At 72.9% G+C, this 21,628-nt stretch carries 21 protein-coding genes; 9 read left to right on the forward strand and 12 right to left on the reverse strand.

The annotated features are described in order from the left end of the window. Positions 1-85 precede the first annotated feature (85 nt). Positions 86-958: an SHOCT domain-containing protein gene (locus tag FLL47_RS12275; protein ID WP_144120616.1), complete on the forward strand. Its 873-nt coding sequence runs from the start codon at positions 86-88 to the stop codon at positions 956-958. Here the strand turns inward: FLL47_RS12275 and lexA are convergent, their stop codons facing one another. The 6 genes from lexA to FLL47_RS12305 form a co-directional block, all read right to left on the reverse strand. Continuing rightward, positions 959-1,588 (reverse strand): transcriptional repressor LexA, encoded by a 630-nt coding sequence (gene lexA, locus FLL47_RS12280; protein WP_144120617.1) that lies wholly within the window; start codon positions 1,586-1,588, stop codon positions 959-961. A gap of 202 nt (positions 1,589-1,790) precedes the next feature. After that, positions 1,791-2,402: a nucleoside/nucleotide kinase family protein gene (locus FLL47_RS12285; protein ID WP_144120619.1), complete on the reverse strand. Its 612-nt coding sequence runs from the start codon at positions 2,400-2,402 to the stop codon at positions 1,791-1,793. A 13-nt stretch (positions 2,403-2,415) separates the two neighbouring features. After that, positions 2,416-3,528, reverse strand: a complete 1,113-nt coding sequence (locus FLL47_RS12290; RefSeq protein WP_144120621.1) for a threonine aldolase family protein — start codon at positions 3,526-3,528, stop codon at positions 2,416-2,418. Between the two features lie 59 nt (positions 3,529-3,587). Further along, complete coding sequence (locus FLL47_RS12295) at positions 3,588-3,812, reverse strand: helix-turn-helix transcriptional regulator (RefSeq protein ID WP_144120622.1); 225 nt, start codon at positions 3,810-3,812, stop codon at positions 3,588-3,590. Next, positions 3,805-4,278: a hypothetical protein gene (locus FLL47_RS12300; protein ID WP_222106040.1), complete on the reverse strand. Its 474-nt coding sequence runs from the start codon at positions 4,276-4,278 to the stop codon at positions 3,805-3,807. Before FLL47_RS12300 ends, FLL47_RS12295 begins: the two co-directional genes overlap by 8 nt. Positions 4,279-4,404: 126 nt before the next feature. Beyond that, positions 4,405-4,734: a nucleoside triphosphate pyrophosphohydrolase family protein gene (locus FLL47_RS12305; RefSeq protein WP_144120623.1), complete on the reverse strand. Its 330-nt coding sequence runs from the start codon at positions 4,732-4,734 to the stop codon at positions 4,405-4,407. Positions 4,735-5,143: 409 nt separating this feature from the next. Between FLL47_RS12305 and FLL47_RS12310 the strand changes: the two genes are divergently transcribed. From FLL47_RS12310 to FLL47_RS12320, 3 genes are all read left to right on the forward strand, one after another. Further along, entirely contained in the window at positions 5,144-5,395 is a 252-nt protein-coding gene (locus tag FLL47_RS12310) for a dsRBD fold-containing protein (protein WP_144120625.1), read from the forward strand. Beyond that, on the forward strand, positions 5,392-6,048 hold the full coding sequence (locus FLL47_RS12315; protein ID WP_222106041.1) for a flavodoxin domain-containing protein: 657 nt from the start codon (positions 5,392-5,394) through the stop codon (positions 6,046-6,048). The genes FLL47_RS12310 and FLL47_RS12315 overlap by 4 nt, the downstream gene beginning before the upstream one ends. A gap of 128 nt (positions 6,049-6,176) precedes the next feature. Continuing rightward, positions 6,177-7,091 (forward strand): serine hydrolase, encoded by a 915-nt coding sequence (locus tag FLL47_RS12320; RefSeq protein ID WP_144120626.1) that lies wholly within the window; start codon positions 6,177-6,179, stop codon positions 7,089-7,091. A 5-nt stretch (positions 7,092-7,096) separates the two neighbouring features. Here the strand turns inward: FLL47_RS12320 and FLL47_RS43610 are convergent, their stop codons facing one another. Next, the gene (locus tag FLL47_RS43610) at positions 7,097-8,116 is read right to left on the reverse strand and encodes a HEAT repeat domain-containing protein (RefSeq protein WP_222106042.1); all 1,020 of its coding nucleotides are present in this window, start codon (positions 8,114-8,116) and stop codon (positions 7,097-7,099) included. Positions 8,117-8,241: 125 nt separating this feature from the next. Between FLL47_RS43610 and FLL47_RS12330 the strand changes: the two genes are divergently transcribed. Beyond that, positions 8,242-9,486, forward strand: a complete 1,245-nt coding sequence (locus tag FLL47_RS12330; protein WP_144120628.1) for a serine/threonine-protein kinase — start codon at positions 8,242-8,244, stop codon at positions 9,484-9,486. A gap of 258 nt (positions 9,487-9,744) precedes the next feature. Continuing rightward, entirely contained in the window at positions 9,745-10,209 is a 465-nt protein-coding gene (locus FLL47_RS12335) for a hypothetical protein (RefSeq protein WP_144120629.1), read from the forward strand. 93 nt (positions 10,210-10,302) lie between these two features. On the opposite strand, the gene FLL47_RS12340 is transcribed toward FLL47_RS12335, so the two are convergent. Then, positions 10,303-11,538 carry an aminotransferase class V-fold PLP-dependent enzyme gene (locus FLL47_RS12340; RefSeq protein WP_144120630.1) on the reverse strand — a complete coding sequence of 412 codons (1,236 nt, stop codon included), beginning with the start codon at positions 11,536-11,538 and terminating at the stop codon, positions 10,303-10,305. On the opposite strand from FLL47_RS12340, the gene FLL47_RS12345 reads away from it, so the two are divergent. From FLL47_RS12345 to FLL47_RS12355, 3 genes are all read left to right on the forward strand, one after another. Next, the gene (locus FLL47_RS12345; RefSeq protein WP_144120631.1) at positions 11,537-12,955 is read left to right on the forward strand and encodes an aminotransferase-like domain-containing protein; all 1,419 of its coding nucleotides are present in this window, start codon (positions 11,537-11,539) and stop codon (positions 12,953-12,955) included. The two genes, FLL47_RS12340 and FLL47_RS12345, sit on opposite strands and share 2 nt — an antisense overlap. 123 nt (positions 12,956-13,078) lie before the next feature. After that, on the forward strand, positions 13,079-14,869 hold the full coding sequence (locus FLL47_RS12350; RefSeq protein ID WP_144120633.1) for an HSP90 family protein: 1,791 nt from the start codon (positions 13,079-13,081) through the stop codon (positions 14,867-14,869). Between the two features lie 2 nt (positions 14,870-14,871). Further along, positions 14,872-16,914, forward strand: coding sequence for a hypothetical protein (locus FLL47_RS12355; RefSeq protein WP_186315686.1), 2,043 nt, complete (start codon positions 14,872-14,874; stop codon positions 16,912-16,914). Positions 16,915-16,957: 43 nt separating this feature from the next. On the opposite strand, the gene FLL47_RS12360 is transcribed toward FLL47_RS12355, so the two are convergent. From FLL47_RS12360 to FLL47_RS12375, 4 genes are read right to left on the reverse strand one after another with little or no spacing between them, the layout of a single operon-like run. Continuing rightward, positions 16,958-17,977: a LacI family DNA-binding transcriptional regulator gene (locus FLL47_RS12360; protein WP_144120635.1), complete on the reverse strand. Its 1,020-nt coding sequence runs from the start codon at positions 17,975-17,977 to the stop codon at positions 16,958-16,960. Between the two features lie 53 nt (positions 17,978-18,030). Then, a complete protein-coding gene (locus FLL47_RS12365) occupies positions 18,031-19,041 on the reverse strand; it encodes an ABC transporter permease (RefSeq protein WP_144120636.1) in 1,011 nt (336 codons plus the stop codon). Beyond that, the gene (locus FLL47_RS12370; RefSeq protein WP_144120638.1) at positions 19,038-20,006 is read right to left on the reverse strand and encodes an ABC transporter permease; all 969 of its coding nucleotides are present in this window, start codon (positions 20,004-20,006) and stop codon (positions 19,038-19,040) included. The genes FLL47_RS12365 and FLL47_RS12370 overlap by 4 nt, the downstream gene beginning before the upstream one ends. Continuing rightward, positions 19,999-21,516, reverse strand: a complete 1,518-nt coding sequence (locus FLL47_RS12375; protein ID WP_144120639.1) for a sugar ABC transporter ATP-binding protein — start codon at positions 21,514-21,516, stop codon at positions 19,999-20,001. The genes FLL47_RS12370 and FLL47_RS12375 overlap by 8 nt, the downstream gene beginning before the upstream one ends. Positions 21,517-21,628: the final 112 nt, after the last annotated feature.

Here is a 21,628-nt window from a genome sequence, read left to right on the forward strand (position 1 = left end):
TTAACACAATGGATGGATCCCATGGCAGGTCATCCCGGCTGGTGGGTGCCTGTTAGCCTCGCAGCCCTGTCCACGGGGAGGAACCATGACCGACACCGCCGCGCCCTACGCTGCGCCCGCACCCAAGCTCCGCCCGGCGGCGGTGACCGCGGCGACCTGGCTGCTCGTCGCCGTGGCCGCCGCCTACCTGATCGACGCGGTCATGATCATGGCCGGCTCCGGGGGTTACCCGGACCGGGTGCGCGAAGCGATGGAGGGTTCCGGCGTCGACCCCCGGGCCTGGCAGATCGTCGGCAATTTCACCGGCGCGCTGCCGGTCGTCGTCGCCGGGTTCAGCATCCTCTCGGCCGCCGTGGTGCTGATCCTGGCGCTCACCATCTCCCGCGGCAGCACCGTCGGCCGAATCCTCACCTGGATCGCCACCGGCTTCGCGCTGCTGTGCAACGTGTGCGGGCTCGGCTCGGCGGGCACGCCCGCGTTCAGCAGCATCGCGTACGTCAACGCCTCCAGCCGCGACAGGTCCGGCGTGCACGTGTTCGCCCAGCGCCTGCCCGACGGCTACCCGGACTGGTACCGGTACGGCAGCCTGGCGCTGTTCACCCTCGGCGCGCTGGCCCTGATCACCGCCACGGTGCTGCTGGCCATGCCCGCCGCCAACGCCTACTTCCGGCGCACGCCGCGCTTCGCGCCCAGCCCTTACGGCGCGCCCGCCGGCTATCCCGCACCCGGCCACCCGGCCGGACCGTACCCGGCCGCGCAGTACCCCGCCGCACCGTACCCGGCCGCGCAATACCCCGCCGCACCGTTGCCTGGCACGCCGGTCCCGGCCGCCGCGCCGCCGGCTCCGCGCACGCCCGAGCAGGTCGCGGAGGAACTGGCCACCCTGGAACGCCGCCGCGAGCGGGGCGAGCTGACCGACGAGCAGTACGCCGCCGAACGCGCCCGCCTGAACGGATAGTCACCGCACCCGGCGTACGACCGCCACCACCTTGCCCAGCACGACCGCGTCGTCGCCGGGGATCGGGTCGTACGCCGGGTTGCACGGCACCAGCTCGACGTGCCCGCGACTGACCCGGTACACCTTCACCGTCGCCTCGCCGTCGATCATCGCCGCGACGATCTCCCCGCTGTGGGCCGTCGGCTGCTGCCGGATCACCACCACGTCGCCGTCGCAGATCGCCGCGTCGACCATCGAGTCGCCGCGCACCCGCAGCGAGAACAGCGTGCCGTGGCCGACCAGGTCCCGCGACAGCGTCAGCGTCTCCTCGAGCGACTGCTCGGCCAGGATCGGTCCGCCCGCGGCGATCGTGCCGAGCAGCGGCACCTGCACCGTCGCCGCGGTGCGCTGCTGCGGGATGCCGTCGTCGGCCGGCGGCAGGCATACGCTCAGCGCCCGCGGCCGGCCCCGATCACGCAGCAGCAGACCCTTCTCCTCCAGCTCGCGCAGGTGGTACGCGACCGACGAGGACGCGGCCAGGCCCACCGCCCGGCCGATCTCCCGCAGCGTGGGCGGATAACCGCGACTGGTCACGCCGTCCTGGATCACCTCGAGGATGCGCCGCTGCCGCTCGCTGAGCTTCGAATACACCCTGGCAGGCTAGCGGACCATCTCCGCATAAGCCGCATAGCGTGCCGGGCGGGCCGACCGGCGGCGCCAGCGGGTCCTTGATCGTCGGACTTGCCTGGCAGGTGTGCGTATCTTGAACCCGCATACGCCCGTCTGCCTGGCAAGTCCGACGGTCATGCGCGGTGGGCGCCCGGTGCGGCGCGCACACAGGCGGGTGGGTGGGTCAGGAGCGGTGCAGGCGCAGGTCTGCATGGGCGGCGGTGGCCTCGACGACGCGGGCGTTGGCCTCGTCGCTGCGGTGCACCCAGTCGCGGGCGGCGTCGGGGTCCAGGCCCTTGGCGTGCTGGCGGGCGAGCAGCCCGTCGACCCGCGGCCCGTCGTCGGCCGACAGGTAGACCGCCAGGTCGAGCAGCTGCCGGACGCGGTCCCACGGCGGGGTGTCCAGGAGCAGGTAGTTGCCCTCGGTGACGATCACCTCGGCGTCCGGCGGGACGGGGATCGACCCGGCGACGGGCTCGTTGAGGACGTGGTCGAACGTCGGCGCGTACACCGTCTCGCCGGTCGCCTCGCGCAGCCGCTGCAGCAGCGCGGCGTAGCCGGCGGCGTCGAAAGTGTCCGGGGCGCCCTTGCGGTCGGCCCGGCCCAGCCGCCGCAGCTCCGTGTTGGCCAGGTGGAACCCGTCCATCGGCACCACCACGGCGTGGTCGAGCTTCGCGGCCAGTTCCAGGGCGAGGGTGGACTTGCCCGCGCCGGGCGCGCCGGCGATGCCGACCAGCAGTCGGCCCGGCCGGGCCGCGCGCAGCCGGTCCACTTCGTCGAGCAGCGTCGTGAGCATCACGGCCAGTCTCTCAGCCCGCTGCCGTGGCGGCCAGTTCCAGCAGGGCGAGACCGGCCGCGGTGACGTCGGCGGCGGTCCACTCCAGCGCCGGCGCGGCCACCGTGATCTCGGCCATCGCCATCCCCGGCGACCGGTCGGTGAACGAGTTGGCGAACCACGTCTTCTGCTGCTCGGCCAGGGTCAGCACGGCCTGGTTGAGCGCCGCGGCCGGGCCGGGCAGCCACAGCTGGAACTGGTGCGTGTGCGGCTCCTGCGGAAACACCCGCGCGCCGGGCAGCGCCGCCAGCGCCGCGGCGACGGTCTTCGCGTGGGCGACGTACTCCGGCAGGCGCGGCAGCTCACGGTCGAGGCCGCCCAGTGCGGCCAGCACCGCCGGCCACTGCTGGAACAGCTGCCCGCCGTAGCGGTGCCGCCAGGCGCGCGCCTGCGCGGTGAAGTCCTCGGCTCCGGCGAGCAGCGCGCCGGACAGCCCGCCGAGGGTCTTGTACAGCGAGACGTAGACGCTGTCGGCCAGCCCGGCCACGGTCGGCAGGTCGCGGCCCAGGTGGAACACCGACTCCCACAGCCGGGCCCCGTCGAAGTGCACCTTCGCGCCGCGCGACCGGGCCGCCGCCACCAGGGCGTTCAGCTCGTCCCAGGTGGGCAGCAGGAAGCCCGCGTCGCGCAGCGGCAATTCGACCAGCAGCGTGCCGAACGGCTCGTCGAGGTCGCGCACCTCCTGGGCGGTCGGCTGGCGCGGCTCCGTCGTCGGCCACACCCCGCGCAGCCCGGTCAGCGTCTGGTAGGCCTTGCGCTCGTGCACCTCCAGGTGTCCGAGCGGGTGCAGCGCCACGGCCCGGTTGCCGGTGCGCTCGGCCCAGCAGCGCAGCGCCACCTGCTGGGCCATGGTGCCGGTCGGGAAGAACACCGCGTCCGGTTTGCCGAGCAGCCCGGCGATCCGCCGCTCCAGCGCCGCGACCGGCCCGCCGCCGTAGAAGTCGGGCCGGTCGTCGAGGCCGTCGTAGTCGACGGCGGCGAGGTCCTCGAGCCGTTCACGCACGGACGGCGTGCGGTGCCCGGACAGGATCCGGTCGCAGCCGCGCATCGAACGCCAGCGGCGCTCCGCGGGATCCTCAGCAGCCATCGGGCCATGATGCCATCACCCGGCGCACGCCAGGCCGGGGGCGTCGGCACGCGGAGCCGCTAGTCGGTGTCCCCGGGGTACTGGAACACGTCGTCGAGGGGCACCTTGAAGACGCGGGCGATCTGGAACGCCATCTCCAACGACGGCGAGTAGCGCCCCTGCTCGATGGCGATGACGGTCTGACGGGTGACGCCGACCCGTTCCGCCAGCTCGGCCTGCGTCATCTCGCCGTGCTCGACGCGCAGCACGCGGATGCGGTTGGTGACGCGGGTGGGTTTAACCATGGAACGCCCCGCGGTACGCACGGATCTTCGCGATCGCGCCCCAGGTCGTGCCGACGGCCCCGATGAGGAACAGGACGTTGCCGATCCAGAACTGGTCGGCCCGCACCATCGCGAGCACCAGCACCGCCGCGGCGCCGAACCCCATCACGGCCTGGGCGATGCCGTCGCCGTGGCGAACGATCTGCTTGTCCCGCACGTCGGACTCGGTGTGGCCGTCCCGGGCGAACATCGCCGACACGATCGAGCCGAGGATGGTGCCGACGAACGTGGCGCCGATCGCCCACAGCATCGGCGTCACCCAGGCCACCTCTGCGGCGGGCCGGCTCCAGAGGCGCGGGATCACCACGGCGAAGTAGGCCAGCGTCGTGACGGGCACAAGGATGGCCATCCACCAGGTGTTGCGTTCCTCGAAGGTGGTCGGGACGCGGTCGTCGTCGTCGGCGGGCACGGGCTTGCACGAGGTCATGGCAGATCCTCTCAGTCGTACCGGCGATGTAAAGAATTCTTGACACCGACGGGTACGACTGAGCGTACACGATGTCAGCTATTCTTTACATCCACCTGGTCGACGCCCCGGAAATCCCCCGCGACCTCAGCGGTTGTCGCCGCTGCCGTGCAGTACGCCACGGCTCTGGCGGCCGGCCAGCTTGGCCAGGTTGGCCGTCGCGATGTCGTCCAGCGACAGGTCGAGGTAGTCGGCGAGCACCGCCACGTACCAGAGCACGTCACCGAGTTCCTTGGCGATGTCGGCCCGGTCGATCCGCAACTCGTCGCTGTCGAGGTCGCGGACCCACTTCTTGAACTTCTCGGCGATCTCACCCGACTCGCCGACCAGCCCGAGCACCAGGTGGAGCAGCTCGTTCCTCTTGTCACGTGGCGCGGCGGTACGCAGGGCGCCGCGCTGATACTCATCAAGGTCCATGGCGGACCAGTATGGTCGAGCCCGCCCGACCAGCCAGGGACACGCCGCACGCGCGGGCGGCGCGACCCCGGTCACGACCGATCATGATCCGGCACCGACCGGTCGCCGGCCCGTGCGCGGCGTGGTCACCGCTTGCCGAACATCCAGCGGATGGCGGCCACGAGCAGCGCGATTCCGAGGACGGTGCCGAACACGCCGGCGTACACCTGTTCGCTGGACACACGCACACCATAGTGAGCACGGGCCCGTTCCGCCGCCATCACAGCGCCGGGCGCGGCGGGCGCGCACCGGGACAAAACGCCTTTGTGCAGGCCAACCGGCCCAACCCGAGCGCCGCGAGGGCGACAATGGCAGGGGCGGCACGCGACCTGACGGCGTGTCGGCGCGTGACTGCCGGGAGGCCGGGCCGATGAGCACGAAGCACTGGACCGTCGACATCACCATCGACGACGACGGCTCCGGCCGTACGCAGGCGCACGCCCTGCTCGAAACCGGCGCCGCGACGCCCACGATGCGCGGCGACGGCAGCGCGGCGCGCAACCGGTTCGACGAGGACGTGCCGGTGATCGGCGACGAGCTGGCCGCCGGCCGCGCGCTGGTGGAACTCGGACAGCGGCTGCTCGCGCAGGCCGACGCCGACCTCGAGCGGACCCCCGCATGACCACGGCTCCCGCCCCCGCCGCCCCGACCACCGCTCCTCCGCTGCTGGAGCCGCCGCTACAGCGCCTGGTCATGGCGCAGTTGGAGGAGCTGCCCGAAGCGCTCACCGGCCAGACCGGCCCGCCGCGCCGGGTGCTGGTGGCCGCGGCGTCGAAATACGAGGCGACCGCGGAGATCGCCAACGCCATCGCCAAGGTGCTCGAGGAGCGCGGCTTCGCCGCCAGCGCCTGCGAGATCGATCCGTCGGTGCAGGTCGACGGCTTCGACGCGTTCGTCATCGGCAGCGCGGTCTACTCCGGGCACTGGCTGCAACCGGCCCGCTGGTTCGTGCAGAGCCACGCCGCGGTGCTGTCGTCACGCCCGGTGTGGCTGTTCTCCAGCGGCCCGGTCGGCGACCCGCCGATGCCCGACGAGGACCCGGTCGACGTCACCGCCATCGCCGAGGCCACCGGAGCCCGCGAGCACCGGGTGTTCGCGGGGCGGCTCGAGCACAGCCGGCTGAGCATCGCCGAGCAGGCCCTCGTCGTGGCGCTGCGCGCGCCCGAGGGCGATTTCCGGGACTGGGACGCGATCCGCGGCTGGGCCGCCGGCATCGCCGACGCGCTGGAAGCGCCGGGTCCGACCACCATCACCGGAACGATCAGCCTGGACTGACCCGGAACGAGGACCACGCGAAGTCCCGACTTCGGGCATCATCGTCGGCATGACCGCACCCTCGTCCTGAACCGCCGACGCGCACCCCCGCCGCCGGCCGCCACTCCGCACCCCCCGGAGACCCCCTCATGACCGAGCACACCCGTCGACGTGCCCTGCTGGCCGGCGGCGCGGGCGTGACCGCGCTGGCCACGGGCGGCCTCTGGCTGGCGGGCCGCGGCACCGCAGCCCCCGTCGCGGCCCCGGTCTGGCACGACCCGCCCGAGCCGGGCGACAACGCGCCGGGCACCGTGCCCGCCCAGCCCGGCCCGCCGGGCGTGGAGCGCGCCGGCGCGCTGACCGCGGCCAACGCGGGCGACCTGGTCAAGGTGAGCACCAGCGGCTGGTACAACTGGGCGCTGATGGACCGCACCACGGGTGAGATCCTCGGCTCGAAGAACATGCACGAGACGAACATGACCGCCTCGATGATCAAAGCCTGGCTGGCCGCCGACTACCTGCGCCGCGCCGCCGCGGCCGGCCGGACCCCGAGCCCGGCGCAGCTGGCCGACGTCCGCAAGATGATCCGCGACAGCGACAACGACGTGGCCTCGGCGCTCTGGAACGAGCTCGGCGGGCGCGAGACGATCGCCCGCCTGATCTCCATCTGCAAGCTGACCGACTCCGAGGCCGGCCCGGACTGGAGCAAGACCCTGCTGTCCGCCCGCGACACCTGCCGCATCGCCCACGCCATCGGCACGGGCACCGCGGCCGGCCCGAAGTGGACCGGCTACCTCATCGACGAGATGCGCGCGGTGCGCGGCGACGGCAACTTCGGCATCCGCCGCGTCTTCCCCGCCGCGGAGCAGCCCACCATCGCCATCAAGAACGGGTGGGTGCAGCGCAGCGCGCTCGGCGTCTGGAACGTCAACTGCCTGGCGCTCGGCGACGACTGGACCATGGCCGTGCTGACCAAATACCCCATCGGTCTGGGGATGTCGCACGGCGTGAACATCGCCAAGTCGGTCACGACCCAGGTGCGCACCGCGTCCAGCCTGATCTGACCCGGTCAGGCCGAGCCGACGTCCGCGCGCACGAGTCGCGCCGCGTGCTGCGGGTCGCCGGAGGCCCGCCGCAGCAGGCTGTCGGCGTCGTACCACACCTCGTCGCCGCCGACCGTCACGCGTAGCTCCCGCTCCGTGCTCCCCCACAGGTGCCGCAGCACCACCTCCGCCTGCGGCAGGCGGGCGGCGACGGCCTCGCGCAGCTCGGCGTCGAGCCGATCCCGCCGGGCCCGCTCCTGCGGGTCGCAGGCTTCCACGGCCGCGCGCACCTGGTCGTCGGTGACGTCGAACTCGCGCAGCAGGGCGAGCAGGGACGGGTCGGCGAGAAGCGCCGCCGCGTCGAACAGCAGCCCGCCCGCGCTCGGCCGGGCCAGCAGCGCCGCCAGGACGGGCAGCACTCCGCGATCACCCCGGTGCGCGAGCCCCGCCACGGCCTCGTCGCGCGCCTCGCCGTACGGGTCGTCGATCCGCGCCCACAGCGCGGCGCGCACGGCGGCGGAGTCGGCGGCGGTCAGCCTGCCGAGCGCGAATGTCGCCCAGTTCCGGACCTCCTGGTCGGGATCGGTGGTGAGCCGGATCAGCGCGGCGACCCCGGCCTCCTCGGGCGGGTCGTCCATCACCGACGGCAGGCTCACGGACACCCTGGTCCTGACCCCGGCGTCGGCACATCCGGCCAGCACGATCAGCGCGGGCAGCCCGCGGGCCTCCCGCGCGCAGCCGAGCGCCCAGGCGATGCCGTCCAGCACGTCGGCACACTCCTCCCCGGCGTACGCCGCGATCGCGAGACCGGCGACGTCGTGCTGGACGTCCTTCTCGCCCAGCTGCGCCGCGTTCGCGAGCAACTGCCAGGCGACGCCGCGCACGGCGTCGTCCGCCGCGGCAAGGTGCGCCCGCGCCTGGTCCACAGCCGACGCCGGATCCGGCCTGACGATCGCCACGAGCAGCGCGTCGACGGCCCCGCCGTCGCGGGGCTCCGCCTGCCAGGCCGACACGGCCTGGTCGAACACCTGTTCCGAGGAGATCACCGGGCCATACTGTCACCGCGTCCAGGCCACGGCACACCTGTTTCCCGGCGCGGTGCGGGCGGCGTGTCCGTGGTGACACGGCCGCCTATATTGTCGACGGGCTCGCGCCGCGACAGGGGGATGCCGTGTACGACAACCGGTTCGGCGATCAGTCCTATCTCGACTGGCTGACGCTCAATCCGTACGAAGGGCTGTCGCACCGGCTGCGGGTGCTGGCCGACACCGCCGCGATCCTGGACGAGATGCACTCGGGTCGCCGCACCGGTGTGCCGGTGGCCCACGGGGACGTCAAGCCGGCCACCGTCGTGGTGCGCCCCGACGGCTCGTCCAGCCCCGCCGACCTGGGTCAGCTGTGGACCGTCGACGGCTCCCTCGTGGCCGCCCGCAGCACCCCGTACGCCGCCCCGGAGCTGTTCGCGCCCGGCGCGGTGACCGGCCCGGCCGCGGACCGCTTCGCCTTCGCCGCCACCGTCGCGCACGCCGCGCTGGGCGGGCCGCCACCGGTCCGCTTCGCGAACCAGGGCCCCGATCTTCAGCAGCTCGCCGAGCAGCTGCGCACCCACCCGCTGTGCGCCGCGTTCCCCGCCTTCCAGCACCGGATCCTCAACGCGCTGGTCGCCCCGCCCGCAGACCGGCCGCACAGCCTCGCGACCTGGCTCGAGGCGCTGCTCAACGACCTCACCCCGCCGACCCTCGCGATGACCGGAGGGCTGCCGCTGGCTCCGGGTCCGTATCCGCCGCCGGGTGACACGCTGCCGCCGTGGTCGCCGCCCCCGTCGAAGTCGACCTCGGGCGGCTCGTCGTCGCAGTCGCTCACCTGGGTGCTCGCCGGCGTGGCCGCGCTGGTCGCGCTCGTGCTCGTCGGTGGTGGCGCGTGGTATCTGATCCAGCAGAGCGGCGGCCCGGACGACGGGGACCTCGTGGGCACGCCCACCCGCTCGGCGTACGCCTCGGCCGCACCCTCCCCCACTCCGTCGGGCGCCTCGGACGATCTCACGGCGGCGCGGGCCTTCCTGTCCGGGACCTGGGAGGGCACCTACCGCTGCCGGCAGGGCCTGACCGGGATGAAGCTCACCGTCTTCGTCGTCGACGACCACGAGGTGGAGGCGACCTTCGAGTTCTATCCGGTGAGCAGCAACCCGGACGTGCCACGCGGGTCCTCGGTGCTGAAGGGGACGTACACGGCGACCGGATTCACGCTGCGGCCGGACCACTGGATCAAGCGGCCGGGCGACTACGTCCTGGTCGGACTCGAAGCCTCGTTCTCGCCCCGGGCCGGGCAGAGCCTCCGCGGCGAGGTCACCCACGCGGGCTGTTCCGACTTCGAGGTGAAGAAGTCCTCCACGGACACCCGGCGGCCCCCGGTCTGAGCCCACACCGGCCCACGGCTCGATGGCGATCCCGCGACCCCGCCAAACCGGCTGACAGCACGCCGGAGGTTGAACCGCCATCAGCATAAGGCGGTTCCGCGCGATCTTCACTCGGCCGTTCGACCGTCGCGACCTGCAGACCGACCTGCCTAAGCTTCCGGCTCGTGTCCGTTCTCGAGGTGGCGCCCCTCGGGAACCGGCACCCGACGCCCGCCGTGCGCGGCGGGCGTCGCGTTCTGTCCGCAGAGCCACGGAGGCATGTTGATCGACGCTGAGCACATCGCACGGACCGTCCTCCTCTCGTCCGCCGGGCCCGATCCGGTGACGGAGGTATGGGCCTGCCGCACGCTGGCGGCCCGCACCCCCGGCTACCGCACCCGCCTGGTGAGCGCACTCCTGCGTCTGGAGCGCGCCACGGACTCGCCGGAAGCCCGGCTGCGCCTCGCCGAGGAGGCGGTCGCGAACGCTCGACAGATCGACCCCGTCCAGGACCATCACGCCACCGACATGCTGATCTGGGCCCTGCACGCCCAGCAGCGAAACCTCCACACCGTCGGCCGGACGGCCGAAGGGCTGGACGTACGCCGGGAAATTCTCGCCCGATACCTCCCCGGCCTGCACAACGCCCGCGAGTGCGGGGTCACCGTCTGCTACGCCGAGCAGGAGCCGCCGCCGGTCGGGGCGTGGACGGCGGCCGGCGAAGCACCCGGCAAACTCTCCTGACCTGCCTGCGCACCCGTGGCCGACGTTGCGCTGCTCGCGGCGGAACGTCGGCCACGGCCGGCGAGACGTCCGACGCACGCCCGGCGGTGAGCGTCACCGGCGACCGCCCAGGATCTCCGCGACGGCGGCGGCGGCGAGGTCCACCTCGCCCTCGGTGTTGTAGTAGTGCGGGGACAGCCGCACGCACCAGTCGACGCCCTTGTCACCGAAGTCGAACTGCGCGAACTCCCGGAAGCTGAGCGCCGAGTTGATCCCGCGGGCGTCGAGGGCGGCCTTGAACTCCTGCGGCTGCCGTCCCCGCACCGCGAAGGTGACCAGCGCGCCGAGCTGCGGGCCGCGGTCGAGGACGCGTACGCCCGGGTGGTCCTGAAGTTTCTCCCGCAGGCGGGCGGCCAGGGCCGGGGTTCGTGCCGCGACCGCGTCGACGCCCACGGCCAGCGCGTAGCGGGTGGCTTCGGCGCAGCCCAGCACGGTGGCGTAGGGGAACTCCCAGTCCTCGAACCGGGCCGCGGTGTCGGCCGGGCGGTAGCTGTCCGGGCCGGTCCAGCGCGCGCCGTGCATGTCGATGAACAGCGGCTCGTATCCGGCGCGCAGCACCCGGTCGGCGACGTAGAGGAAGCCGGAGCCGCGCGGCCCGCGGAGGAACTTGCGGCAGGTCGCGGTGAGCAGGTCGCAGCCGATCTCGGCGACGTCGACGGGCAGCTGGCCCAGCGACTGGCAGGCGTCGACGATGTACAGCAGGTCCAGCTCGCGGCAGTGCCGGCCGATCTCGGCGACGGGCTGCACCAGGCCGGAGTTGGTGGGGATGTGGGTGGCGGCGACCAGGCGCGGGCGGTGCGCGCGCATCAGCCCGGCCATCGCCGCCACGTCCACTCCTCCGCCGGGCAGGTCGGGCGCGTGCACCAGGCGCACCCCGAAGCGTTTGCCCAGCGACAGGAACGCGAGCTGGTTGGAAACGAAGTCGTCGCGGGTGGTGAGGATGACGTCGCCGGGCTGGAACGGGATCGCCGACAGCGCGGTGGAGTACGCGTGGGTCGCGCTGCCCGCGAACGCGATGTTGCCCGGCCCGGCGTTGATCAGCGCCGCGGTCTGCGTGTAGAAGTCGGCGACGGCGGCGGCACGGGCCGCCGCGGCCTCGTAGCCGCCGATCCGCGCCTCCAGCTCCAGGTGCTCCACCACGGTGGACAGCACGGACCGGGGAGTCAGGCCGCAGCCGGCGTTGTTGAGATGGACCACGTGCTCGCAGCCGGGCGTGTCGGCCCGCAGCGCGGCGACGTCGAGCAGTAGCGGTTCTCCGGTCGGCGCAGTAGCGCTATCATGCTGATTCATGTCAGAGAGTAGCACTTACGACGGTCTGATCGCGACACTCCGTGTACTGCTGTCCACCATGGCGCCCGGAGAACGCCTGCCCAGCAGCCGCGATCTCGTGGACCGGCACCGGATCAGCCCGGCGACGGTCTCCCGCGCGATAGCGCTTCTGGCTGCCGAGGGTGCTGTGGTGACCCGGCCCGGCAGCGGCACCTACGTCGCGCCGCGCCCGCGGCAGCCCGCCGCCCGCGCCGACACCGGCTGGCAGACGGTCGCGCTCACCGACCGGACCGTAGACACCGGTTCCGTCATCGACGACCTCGGCCCGCCGCCGGAGGGCACGATCCGTTTCGACGGCGGTTACCCGCACGCCTCGCTGCGCCCCACCGCGGCGCTGAGCGCGGCGCTCGGGCGTGCCGGCCGCCGCCCCGGCGCGTGGGACCGGGCCCCGGCCGCCGGGCTCGCCACGCTGCGCAGCCTGTTCGCGACGAGCGCCGGCGGCACCGTCACCGCCGACGACGTCCTGGTCACCGCGGGTGGGCAGAGTGCACTGTCGATGGCGCTGCGGGCGGTCGCCGCGCCCGGCAGCCCCATCCTGGTCGAATCGCCGACCTATCCGGGCGTCGTCGCCGCGGCCCGCGCCGCCGGGCTGCGGCCGGTCCCCGTGCCCGTGGACGGCGACGGACTGCGCCCCGGCCTGCTCGCCGACGCGTTCGCGATGACCGGTGCACGGGTGCTCTACTGCCAGCCCAACTTCCACAACCCCACCGGCGCGGTGCTGTCACCGCAGCGCCGCCGCGAGATCGTCGACATCGCCCGCGCCGCCGGGGCGTTCGTGATCGAGGACGACTTCAGCCGGTTCCTCACCCACGGCCGCACCGTGCCGCCGCCCCTGGCCGCCGACGACCGCGACGGCACCGTGCTGCACGTGACCTCGCTGACCAAACCCGCCGCGCCCAGCCTGCGCGTCGGGGCGATCATCGCGCGCGGGCCGGTGATGGCCCGCATCCGCGCGGTACGCCTGGTCGACGACGCGTTCATCGCCCGGCCCCTGCAGGAGGCCGCGGTCGAACTGCTCACCTCCCCGGCCTGGGACCGCCACCTGCGCAACCTCGCCGCGGCGCTGCGGGAACGCTGCCGGGTGCTGGCCGACGCCCTCGGCCGCGAGTGTCCGGACTGGACCGTGGCGCTCCCGGAGGGCGGGCTGCACCTGTGGGCCGCGCTCCCGTCCGGGAGCAGCGAGCAGCGGCTCGCGCTGGCCGCGCGGGAACTCGGCGTCGCGGTCAACCCCGGCCGCAAGTTCTTCGCCGCCGAGCCGCCGGGCGCGTTCGTGCGGCTGTCCTTCGCCGCGGCCGCCGACACGGCTGAGCTGATCACGGGGGTGGGCCGGCTGGCCCAGGCAGCCGCCGGAGAAGCCGCCGGATCGACGGAGCGGTGACCTGTCCGCACCTGGTGGCCGCATCGGTGCCGGCCGCACCTCCGGACGGAAAACCGGTCCGCGATCGTCGGTGGCGGACGGTAGGGTCGGCCCCCGCGAACACCGATCACGGAGGATCTGCTCGTGTCGTACACCTTCCACGTCGATCTGCGCGGCATCGTCGACCTGTTGAGCCACCACCTCTACGCGAGCCCGCGGGTATACGTCCGCGAGCTGATGCAGAACGCCGTCGACGCGATCACCGCGGTGCGGGTGAACGACCCGGAGCACGCCGGCTCGATCGAGATCAGCACCCCGCGCGAGCCGGGGCAGCCGCTGACCATCACCGACAACGGCATCGGCCTGACCGAGCCGCAGGTACACGAGCTGCTGGCCACGATCGGCCGCAGTTCCAAACGCGACGACCTGGGCTTCGCCCGGCACGAGTTCCTGGGGCAGTTCGGCATCGGCCTGCTGTCGTGCTTCCTGGTCGCCGACACGATCCAGGTCCGCACCCGGTGCGGCGACCAGCCCACGGTGGAGTGGCTGGGCTCGTCCGACGGCAGCTACCAGGTGCGGGTGCTCGACGGCGACGACGCGCTGGCCGCGCCGGGCACCGTGGTGATCCTGCAGCCGCGCCACGGCGCGCAGGAGTGGCTGCTGCCGCAGACCGTACGCGAGCTGGCCGGGCTGTACGGGTCGATGCTGCCGATCGGGGTGCGCGTCGACGGCGAGCCGGTCACCACCGGGCTCGCGCCGTGGGAGAAGGGTGAGGGCGAGGCGCAGGTGGCGCGCCGTGCGCGGCTGCTGTCGTACGCCGAGGACGCCTTCGGGTTCACCCCGTTCGACGTGATCGACCTGAACGTGGCGGAGGCGGGGCTGCGCGGGGTGGCGTTCGTGCTGCCGATGCCGTCGAACCCGGCCGCCCGCGTCGCGCACCGGGTCTACCTCAAGCAGATGCTGCTCAGCGAGGGTGTCGAGGGACTGCTGCCGGAGTGGGCGTTCTTCGTGCGCTGCGTCATCGACACCACCGAGCTGCGCCCGACCGCCAGCCGCGAGGCGCTGTACGACGACGCGCTGCTCGCCCAGGTGCGCGAGTCGCTGGGCGACCAGCTGCGCGGCTGGATGACCCGGCTCGGCACGGTCGACGAGGCGAAGCTGCAGCACTTCCTGCGCATCCACCACCTCGGGGTGAAGGCCCTCGCGGTGCACGACGACGACATGCTGCGCCTGGTCGAGCAGTGGTGGCCGTTCGAGACCACGGTCGGTCCGATGACCCTTGCCCAGTTCCGCGACACCTACGGCGTGGTGCGCTTCGTGCCGTCGCTGGACGAGTTCCGGCAGATCGCCGCCGTCGCGTCGGCGCAGGGCCTGGCCGTCGTCAACGCCGGTTACGTGTACGACGCCGAGCTGCTGTCGCGCCTGCCCGCCCTGGACGACAAGATCACGACGGAGGCGCTGTCGGCCAGCGACCTGTCGACCCGGCTGGAGGAGCTCGCCCCCGACGAGGAGCTGCGGCTGCGTACGTTCCTGGTCGGCGCGCAGCGGGCGCTGGACCGGTTCGGCGTGGAGGTGCTGATCCGCGCCTTCGACCCGGCCGGCCTGCCCGCGCTGTACCTGCTCGACGGCGACACCGCGCTGCACCTGGACATGCAGCGCGGCCAGGAGGACGTCGACGACGTGTGGGCCTCGATCCTGGGCTCGTTCACCGCCGGGCGCACCGACCGGCCGCAGCTGGTGCTCAACCATCGCAATCCGCTGATCCGCCAGGCCGTCACGGTCACCGACCCGGACCTGACCGTGCTGGTCATGGAAGGCCTCTACGTGCAGGCGCTGCTGCTGGGCCGCCAGCCGCTGCGCCCGGTCGACACCGCCGCGCTCAACCAGTCGTTCCTCGGTCTGCTCGGCCGCGCCATGCACGGCGGTGCTGCGTGATGATGTCCGAGCAGCAGCTGCGCGAGGCGTTCGCGGCGGCGCAGGCGATGCCGGACGGCCCGGCCCAGCACACCGCGCTGGACGGCGCGATCCGGGCCGCGGACGCGGCCGGCGAGGCGAAACTGGCGTTCGAGTTCCGGCACGAGTCGATCGAGAAGTTCGTGTTCGGCGGCGACGACCGGCGCGCGTTCCTGGCGTTCTCGCTCTCGCTGGCCGCCTACGACCGTGATCCGGAGATCGGCGGTCCGGGCACGGAACACTTGATCCTCTGGCAGTTCAAGTGGATCGTCAACGCGCTGCCCGAGTTCCCCGACGTGCCGCTGGACCGCACGTACGCGGTGCTGGAGGACATGCGAGCCCGCTACCTGCGCGGCGGGCACAGCCTGCACGCGGTGCACCAGGCCCGCTGGCAGATCGCCCTGCACGTTGGCGACCTCGACGAGGCGGCGGCGGCCTACCACGACATGATCACCGCCAAGCAGGACAGCCTGGCCAACTGCTCGGTGTGCGTGCCGTCGGCGCAGGCCTGGTACCTGCTGACGCTGAACCGGCCCGAGGACGCGATCGCGGTCGCCGCGCCGTTCGCCGACAGCTGGTGCCGTACCCAGCCGGAACGCATCCGCACCAACCTGATGCTGGCCCACCTGTATACCGGCGACCTGCGCAAGGCCGCCGAGCTGCACCGCGCCGCGTACCGGGCGATGCGCACCGAGCGCCTGCACTTCAGCGCGCTGGGCACGCACCTGACCTTCCTCGGCCGCAGCGGCAACGCGCTGCGGGGCCTGGAGCTGCTGGAGCGGCACCTGCCCTGGCTGGACGGCACGACGAGCCCGCACGACGTGCTGGTGTTCACCGCCCCGGCGGTGCTGGTGCTGAACCGGCTGGCCGAAGCCGGGCACGCAGACACGGCCGTGCAGGGCCGCCCGGGGCCGGACGGCCGCCGCCCGGCGACCACCGTCGCGGCGCTGCGGGCAGAGCTGACTGCGCTGGTAGAGCAGCTGGCGGCACGGTTCGACGCCCGCAACGGCACGACGAACCAGAGCGAGCTGGCGCGACAGCGGATGACCGCGCCGCAGCTGGCCGACAGCGTGCCGCTGAGCGTGCTGGACACCGCGGGACGGCGTACCCGCCAGCGGATCGCCGGGGTGCAGGAGCAGATCGCCGCGCACACCGTGGCGGGCGACGCCGCAGCGGCGGCGCTGGCCCGGCTCGACGCGGCGCTGCTGCTGCGCGACCACAGCGACACCGAAACCCGCTATGGCGCCGCTGAGGAGGCGGCGCTGGCGCTGGAACGCGTCGGCCTGGCAGCGCCGCTGCTGCGGGCGCGGGAGCTGCTGTGGCAGCTCTACCGCAGCGGCGGGCAGCATCGCGACCAGGCAATGGTGGTGCTGGACCTGCTGCTGGCCGAGCCGTCGCTGACTGCTTCCCGCCGCGGGCAGTTGCTGGACGAGTCGGCCCGGCTGTTCTGGGGCGACGATCGGGCCGAGCGCAGCGTGCTCGCCGCCGACCAGCACGGCATGGCCGGAGACCGCCTGGCCGAACTGCGCTCGCTGAGCGACGCGGTCAGCAGCGCCCGCCACGCCGTGTGGGCGCCCGCCGAGCAGGTGCTGGCCAGGGCGGACGCAATCGCCGCGGCCCCGCCCGCCGACGCCGACCCGGCGCTGTGGGACACCGCCTGCGGCCGGCTGAACCTGATCGCGGCCTGGTGGTACGACAGCGAGGACCGCGACGACGAGGCCCTGGCCCGCGCCGAGCTGGCCGAGCAGTGCCGCGACGGCGTGCTGCGAGGTGGGGCCGCAGCGTTCACGGGCTGGCGGCTGCTGGGCCGGGACCGGCCGGCCGAAGCCGAGCAGCACGCCCGCCGCGGCCTCGACGGCGCCGATGAGGACGACACCCGCCGGCTGCACGCCGTCCTCGCCGTGTCGCTGCGCGCCCAGGGCGACGAGGCCGGAGCGGACGCGCTGGTCAAGGCACACGATCTGCAGGCGTGGGAACTTGACGACGACGGCTACGACTACGACGACAGCGAGGACGAGGACGACTGAACCGTGGGCTGCGGACCCGGTGCAGAGGGTGCCGCGGCCCGGCTCAGCCGGGCTCGGCGGCTGGCGCGGATTCGCGGACGACCAACCGGAACGGGGGCTGGAATTCGGCGGGCGGGCCGGCCGGGCGGCCCTCGATGCGGTCGAGGAGCTTCTCCACGGCGAGCCGGCCGATCATCTCCTTGTCCGGCGAGATCGTGGTCAGGGTCGGGATGCTGAACCGGCCCTCCTCCACGTCGTCGATGCCGATCACGGAGACGTCGGCGGGCACCCGCAGCCCGTGGTCGTGCAGCGCCCGGATCGCCCCGAGCGCGATCAGGTCGTTGAACGCGAACACGGCGTCCGGCGGCTGCGCCAGCGTCAGCAGCGCCCGCATGCCCGCGGCGCCGTCGCCGCGGCCGAAGCCGCTGGTGGTGACGGTCAGGTCCGGGTCGAACGGCAGCCCGGCCGCTTCCAGTGCTTCGGTGTAGCCGCGCAGGCGCAGCAGCGACGGGGCCCGGTTGGCCTCGATGTGCGCGCCGATGAACGCGATCCGCCGCCGCCCCAGCCCGATCAGGTGCCGCATCGCCTCGCGGCTGGCGGCGAGGTTGTCGATGACCACGTGGTCGTACGGCGCGTGGTAGATCGCCTCGCCGACCAGCACCATCGGGGTCTCACTGGTGCGGCTGGCGATGTCGTCGCGGTTGAGGTGCACCGCGGACAGGATCAGCCCGTCGATGATCTGCGCCCGGAACCCGTCGGCGACCAGTAGTTCCTTGTCCCGGTCACCGTCGGTGTAGTCGAGCAGCAGGGTGTAGCCGCGTTTGGTGGCCGCCCGGATCGCCGCGTCGGCCAGCTCCGCGAAGTACGGGTTGTTCAGCTCGGGGATGGCCAGCGCGATGATGCCGGTGCGGCCCCGGCGCAGGTGCCGGGCGCTGAGGTTGGGCGTGTAGCCCAGCTCGTCGATGGCCTGCTGCACCCGGGCCCGGGTGGCCTCGCCGACGGGCCGGTAGCCGTTGACGACATTGGACACCGTCGCCTGCGACACACCGGCCCGTCTGGCGATGTCCTTGAGACTGACCGCCATCGGCGGGTTTCCTCCACTCACTGCTCATTGTCATCACTGCCGGGGCCGTTACGTCAACGCAGGTGTCGCCGCCTGCTCAGACCTGTCTGCACCACCACCACGACGATCAGGAAGCCGCCGCTGACCACGGACTGGTACGACGAGTTCAGCGACCCTATCTGGTTGATCACGTTCTGGATGACCCCGAGCAGCAGCACCCCGCACAGGGTGCCGCTGACCGTGCCCGCGCCGCCGATGAGCAGAGTGCCGCCGATGACGACGGCGGCGATGGCGTCGAGTTCCAGGCCGACCCCGAGAATGGTGACACCCGAGGACAGCCGGGATGCGTTGAGCACCCCCGCGAACCCGGCCAGCAGCCCGCTCAGCAGGTATGTCAGCACCCTGATCCGGGCCACCGGCAGTCCCATCAGCGCGGCGGCGTCGGGACTGCCGCCGACCGCGAACACGGCCTGCCCGTAGCGGGTGCGCTGCAGCAGCACCCCGCCGAGGGCGAACAGCAGCACCGCGAGGTACACCGGGTAGCCGACGCCGAACAGGGTGCCCTGTCCCAGCTCCAGGAACGCCGAGTCCTTCGGCACCAGGTAGGTGTTCGCGCCCTCCTCGGTGATGGCCAGCAGCAGCCCGCGCGCGCCGAGCAGCCCGGCCAGCGTGACGATGAACGGCGCCATCCCGGTGTACGCGATCAGCACCCCTTGCAGCAGCCCGATCGCGCCGCAGACGGCCAGCGGCAGCAGCAGCGCGGGCAGCGGACCCCACTGCGAGGCGTACGCGGCGAGCACGCCCCCGAGCGCGAACACCGACCCGACCGACAGGTCGATGCCGCCGGTGATGATCACGAACGTCATGCCGAGCGCCACGATCGCCAGGAACGACGACTGGATCGCGACGCCGTTGGCGTTCTCCGCCGTCGGGAACGACGGGAACACCGCCGACGAGACGACGACGACCAGCGCGAGGACCGCCAGGGCACCGTGCCGCTGGGCCAGCGCCGCCAGCCGCTCGTAACGCTGCTCGCGCTCGACGGGCACCGGCTGGGGGGTCTTGTTGACGAGAGTCTGGGTCATCGGGTCCGCCGTTCGCGGGCAATGTAGACGGCTACCAGAATGATCGCGGCCTGGATCATCTGCGCTGCCGAGTCGGGCAGGTCGTGGTTGATCAGAGTGGCCCGGACCAGCTGCATCAGCAGCGCGCCTGCGACGGTGCCGAGCACCCGGATGCTGCCGCCGGTCAGCGGCGTGCCGCCGACCACGACGGCGGTGATCGCGGACAGCTCCATCAGGTTGCCGATCGCGGACGGGTCGCTGGCCCCGAGCCGCGCCGTGGCCAGCACCCCGGCCAGCGCGGCGAGCACCCCGCACAGCACGTAGGTGCCGATCAGCACGCGTTTGACCGGCAGGCCCGCGAGGTGGCTCGCGGCCCGGTTGCCGCCGACGGCCACCAACTGCCGCCCGTAGGTGGTCCGCTGGACCACGAATCCGATCACGACGGCCAGGCAGCCCGCGATGAGCACCGTGTACGGCACCCCGAGCAGGTCACCGGTGCCCAATTCCAGCAGGGTGCCGTCCTTGATGCCCTTGAGCTGCCCGTCGGCGAACACCAGGGCCAGGCCCCGCCCGCCGACCAGCAGCGCCAGCGTGGCCACGATCGGCTGCAACCCGACCACGGAGACCAGGGTCCCGTTGACGACGCCGACCAGTGCCCCGACGATCAGCGCGATCAGCACCGCGGGCCAGAAGCCGTAGCCGATGTACAGCGGCAGCACTGCCGCAGACAGCGCCATCACCGAGCCGACGGACAGGTCGACACCCTCGCTGCCGATCACCATGGCCATGCCCAGCGCCACGATCACCACCGGCGCGACCTGCACCAGCTGCGTACGCAGTGTCGCAGCCTGTAGGAAGTTGTCGGTGAAGGCGACGTTGAACAGCACCAGCAGGGCCACGGCGGCGTACACCCCGTAGTCCTGCAGCAGGCGCGCGAGCCGGACCCGGTCCGGCGGCGCGAACGTCTTGACGGTCGCCTCAGTCATGGGCGGGCTCCTGGGCCAGGGCGGTCATGATGTTGTCCTCGGTGACGTCGTCTCCGGCCAGCTCGCCGACGACGGCTCCGGCGCGCAGCACGACGATGCGGTCCGCTCCCTCGACCAGTTCCTCCAGGTCGGAGGAGATCAGCACGACGGCCAGCCCGTCGGCGGCCAGCTCGTCGATGAGTGCCTGCACTTCGGCTTTCGCGCCGACGTCGATGCCGCGGGTCGGCTCGTCGAGCAGCAGCAGCCTCGGATTCAGGCACAGCCAACGGGCCAGCAGCACCTTCTGCTGGTTGCCGCCGGACAGCTCGGACACCTTCTGCTCGGGGCTCGCCGCCTTGATGCGCAGCCGCTTCATGAACGTGTCGACGATGCGGTCCTGCTTCGCGCGCGACACCACGCCGAACCGGGACAGCGTCGGCATCGCGGCCAGCACGATGTTCTCCCGCACGCTCAGCCCGGGGACGATGCCTTCGGCCTTGCGGTCCTCGGGCAGCATCGCCATGCCGGCCCGGATCGCCGCGGCGGGCGAGCGTCGGGTCAGCCGCCGCCCGGCCATGGTGACCTCGCCGTCCGCGCCGAGCGCGCCGACCACGGCCTTGGCGGTCTCCGAACGCCCGGAGCCGAGCAGGCCGCCGAGCCCGGTGACCTCGCCGGGGCGCACCTCGAACGAGATCCCGTGCAGTTGGTGCGCCCGGCTCAGGTTGCGGACCCGCAGGATCGGCTCGACGTCGCCCGCGTCGTGGGCGGAGAAGCCGGTCAGGCCGTCACGGCGCACCTCGGCGGCGTCGCGGCCCAGCATCAGCGAGATCAGGCTGAGCCGGTCGAGCTGCGCCAGCGCGCCGGTGTGCACGCGACGGCCGTCACGCAGCACGGTGACCCGGTCGCACAGCTGGTAGAGCTCGTCGAGGCGGTGGCTGACGTAGACGATCGCGATGCCGCGCCCGCTCAGCTCGCGGACCACCCGGAACAGGGTGTCGACCTCACGCGGTTCGAGCGAGGAGGTCGGCTCGTCCATGATGACGACGCGGGCGTCGACGGCGACGGCGCGGGCCAGCGCGACCATCTGCTGCGCGCCGAGCCCGAGCGAGCGCAGCGGCAGCCGCACGTCGACCTCGATGCCGTAGCGGGCGAGCTGCTCACCGGCCTCGCGGTTCATCCGGGCCACGTCGATCAGCCCGAACCGGGTGCGCGGCTCGCGGCCCAGGAACAGGTTGCGCGCCACGCTCATCAGCGGGACGAGGTTGACCTCCTGGTAGATGGTGGAGATCCCGGCGGCCTGGGCGTCCAGCGGACGGCCGAAGGCCACGGGCTCGCCGCGGTAGAACACGTCACCGGCGTCGGGCCGGTACACCCCGGTCAGGATCTTGATCAGGGTGGACTTGCCGGCGCCGTTCTCGCCGACCAGGGCGTGTACCTCGCCGGGGGCGACGGTCAGCGACACGTCGTCGAGGGCCAGCACGCCGGGGAATCGCTTGCTGACCCCGCGTACGTCCAGCACGGGTTGGCTCATCTGGGGTTTCTTCCTCCTCGCCGTCGTCTCTCGCAGGTGAGGAAGTGCGGCCGCCGCCGGGGGGGGGGGGGCGACGACCGGCCCCGGGGGGGCCGGAGGAGGGGCGGGGGGA

Origin of the sequence: Catellatospora sichuanensis (genome assembly GCF_007483665.1) — a bacterium.
GTDB lineage: Bacteria > Actinomycetota > Actinomycetes > Mycobacteriales > Micromonosporaceae > Catellatospora > Catellatospora sichuanensis.

Coding starts and splice junctions, on each gene's coding strand:
- FLL47_RS12275 (WP_144120616.1), top strand. CDS start 86: ATGACCGACACCGCCGCGCCCTACGCTGCGCCCGCACCCAAGCTCCGC.
- FLL47_RS12285 (WP_144120619.1), bottom strand. CDS start 2,402: ATGCTCACGACGCTGCTCGACGAAGTGGACCGGCTGCGCGCGGCCCGG.
- FLL47_RS12290 (WP_144120621.1), bottom strand. CDS start 3,528: ATGGCTGCTGAGGATCCCGCGGAGCGCCGCTGGCGTTCGATGCGCGGC.
- FLL47_RS12295 (WP_144120622.1), bottom strand. CDS start 3,812: ATGGTTAAACCCACCCGCGTCACCAACCGCATCCGCGTGCTGCGCGTC.
- FLL47_RS12300 (WP_222106040.1), bottom strand. CDS start 4,278: ATGACCTCGTGCAAGCCCGTGCCCGCCGACGACGACGACCGCGTCCCG.
- FLL47_RS12305 (WP_144120623.1), bottom strand. CDS start 4,734: ATGGACCTTGATGAGTATCAGCGCGGCGCCCTGCGTACCGCCGCGCCA.
- FLL47_RS12310 (WP_144120625.1), top strand. CDS start 5,144: ATGAGCACGAAGCACTGGACCGTCGACATCACCATCGACGACGACGGC.
- FLL47_RS12315 (WP_222106041.1), top strand. CDS start 5,392: ATGACCACGGCTCCCGCCCCCGCCGCCCCGACCACCGCTCCTCCGCTG.
- FLL47_RS12320 (WP_144120626.1), top strand. CDS start 6,177: ATGACCGAGCACACCCGTCGACGTGCCCTGCTGGCCGGCGGCGCGGGC.
- FLL47_RS12335 (WP_144120629.1), top strand. CDS start 9,745: ATGTTGATCGACGCTGAGCACATCGCACGGACCGTCCTCCTCTCGTCC.
- FLL47_RS12345 (WP_144120631.1), top strand. CDS start 11,537: ATGTCAGAGAGTAGCACTTACGACGGTCTGATCGCGACACTCCGTGTA.
- FLL47_RS12340 (WP_144120630.1), bottom strand. CDS start 11,538: ATGAATCAGCATGATAGCGCTACTGCGCCGACCGGAGAACCGCTACTG.
- FLL47_RS12355 (WP_186315686.1), top strand. CDS start 14,872: ATGTCCGAGCAGCAGCTGCGCGAGGCGTTCGCGGCGGCGCAGGCGATG.
- FLL47_RS12360 (WP_144120635.1), bottom strand. CDS start 17,977: ATGGCGGTCAGTCTCAAGGACATCGCCAGACGGGCCGGTGTGTCGCAG.
- FLL47_RS12365 (WP_144120636.1), bottom strand. CDS start 19,041: ATGACCCAGACTCTCGTCAACAAGACCCCCCAGCCGGTGCCCGTCGAG.
- FLL47_RS12370 (WP_144120638.1), bottom strand. CDS start 20,006: ATGACTGAGGCGACCGTCAAGACGTTCGCGCCGCCGGACCGGGTCCGG.
- FLL47_RS12375 (WP_144120639.1), bottom strand. CDS start 21,516: ATGAGCCAACCCGTGCTGGACGTACGCGGGGTCAGCAAGCGATTCCCC.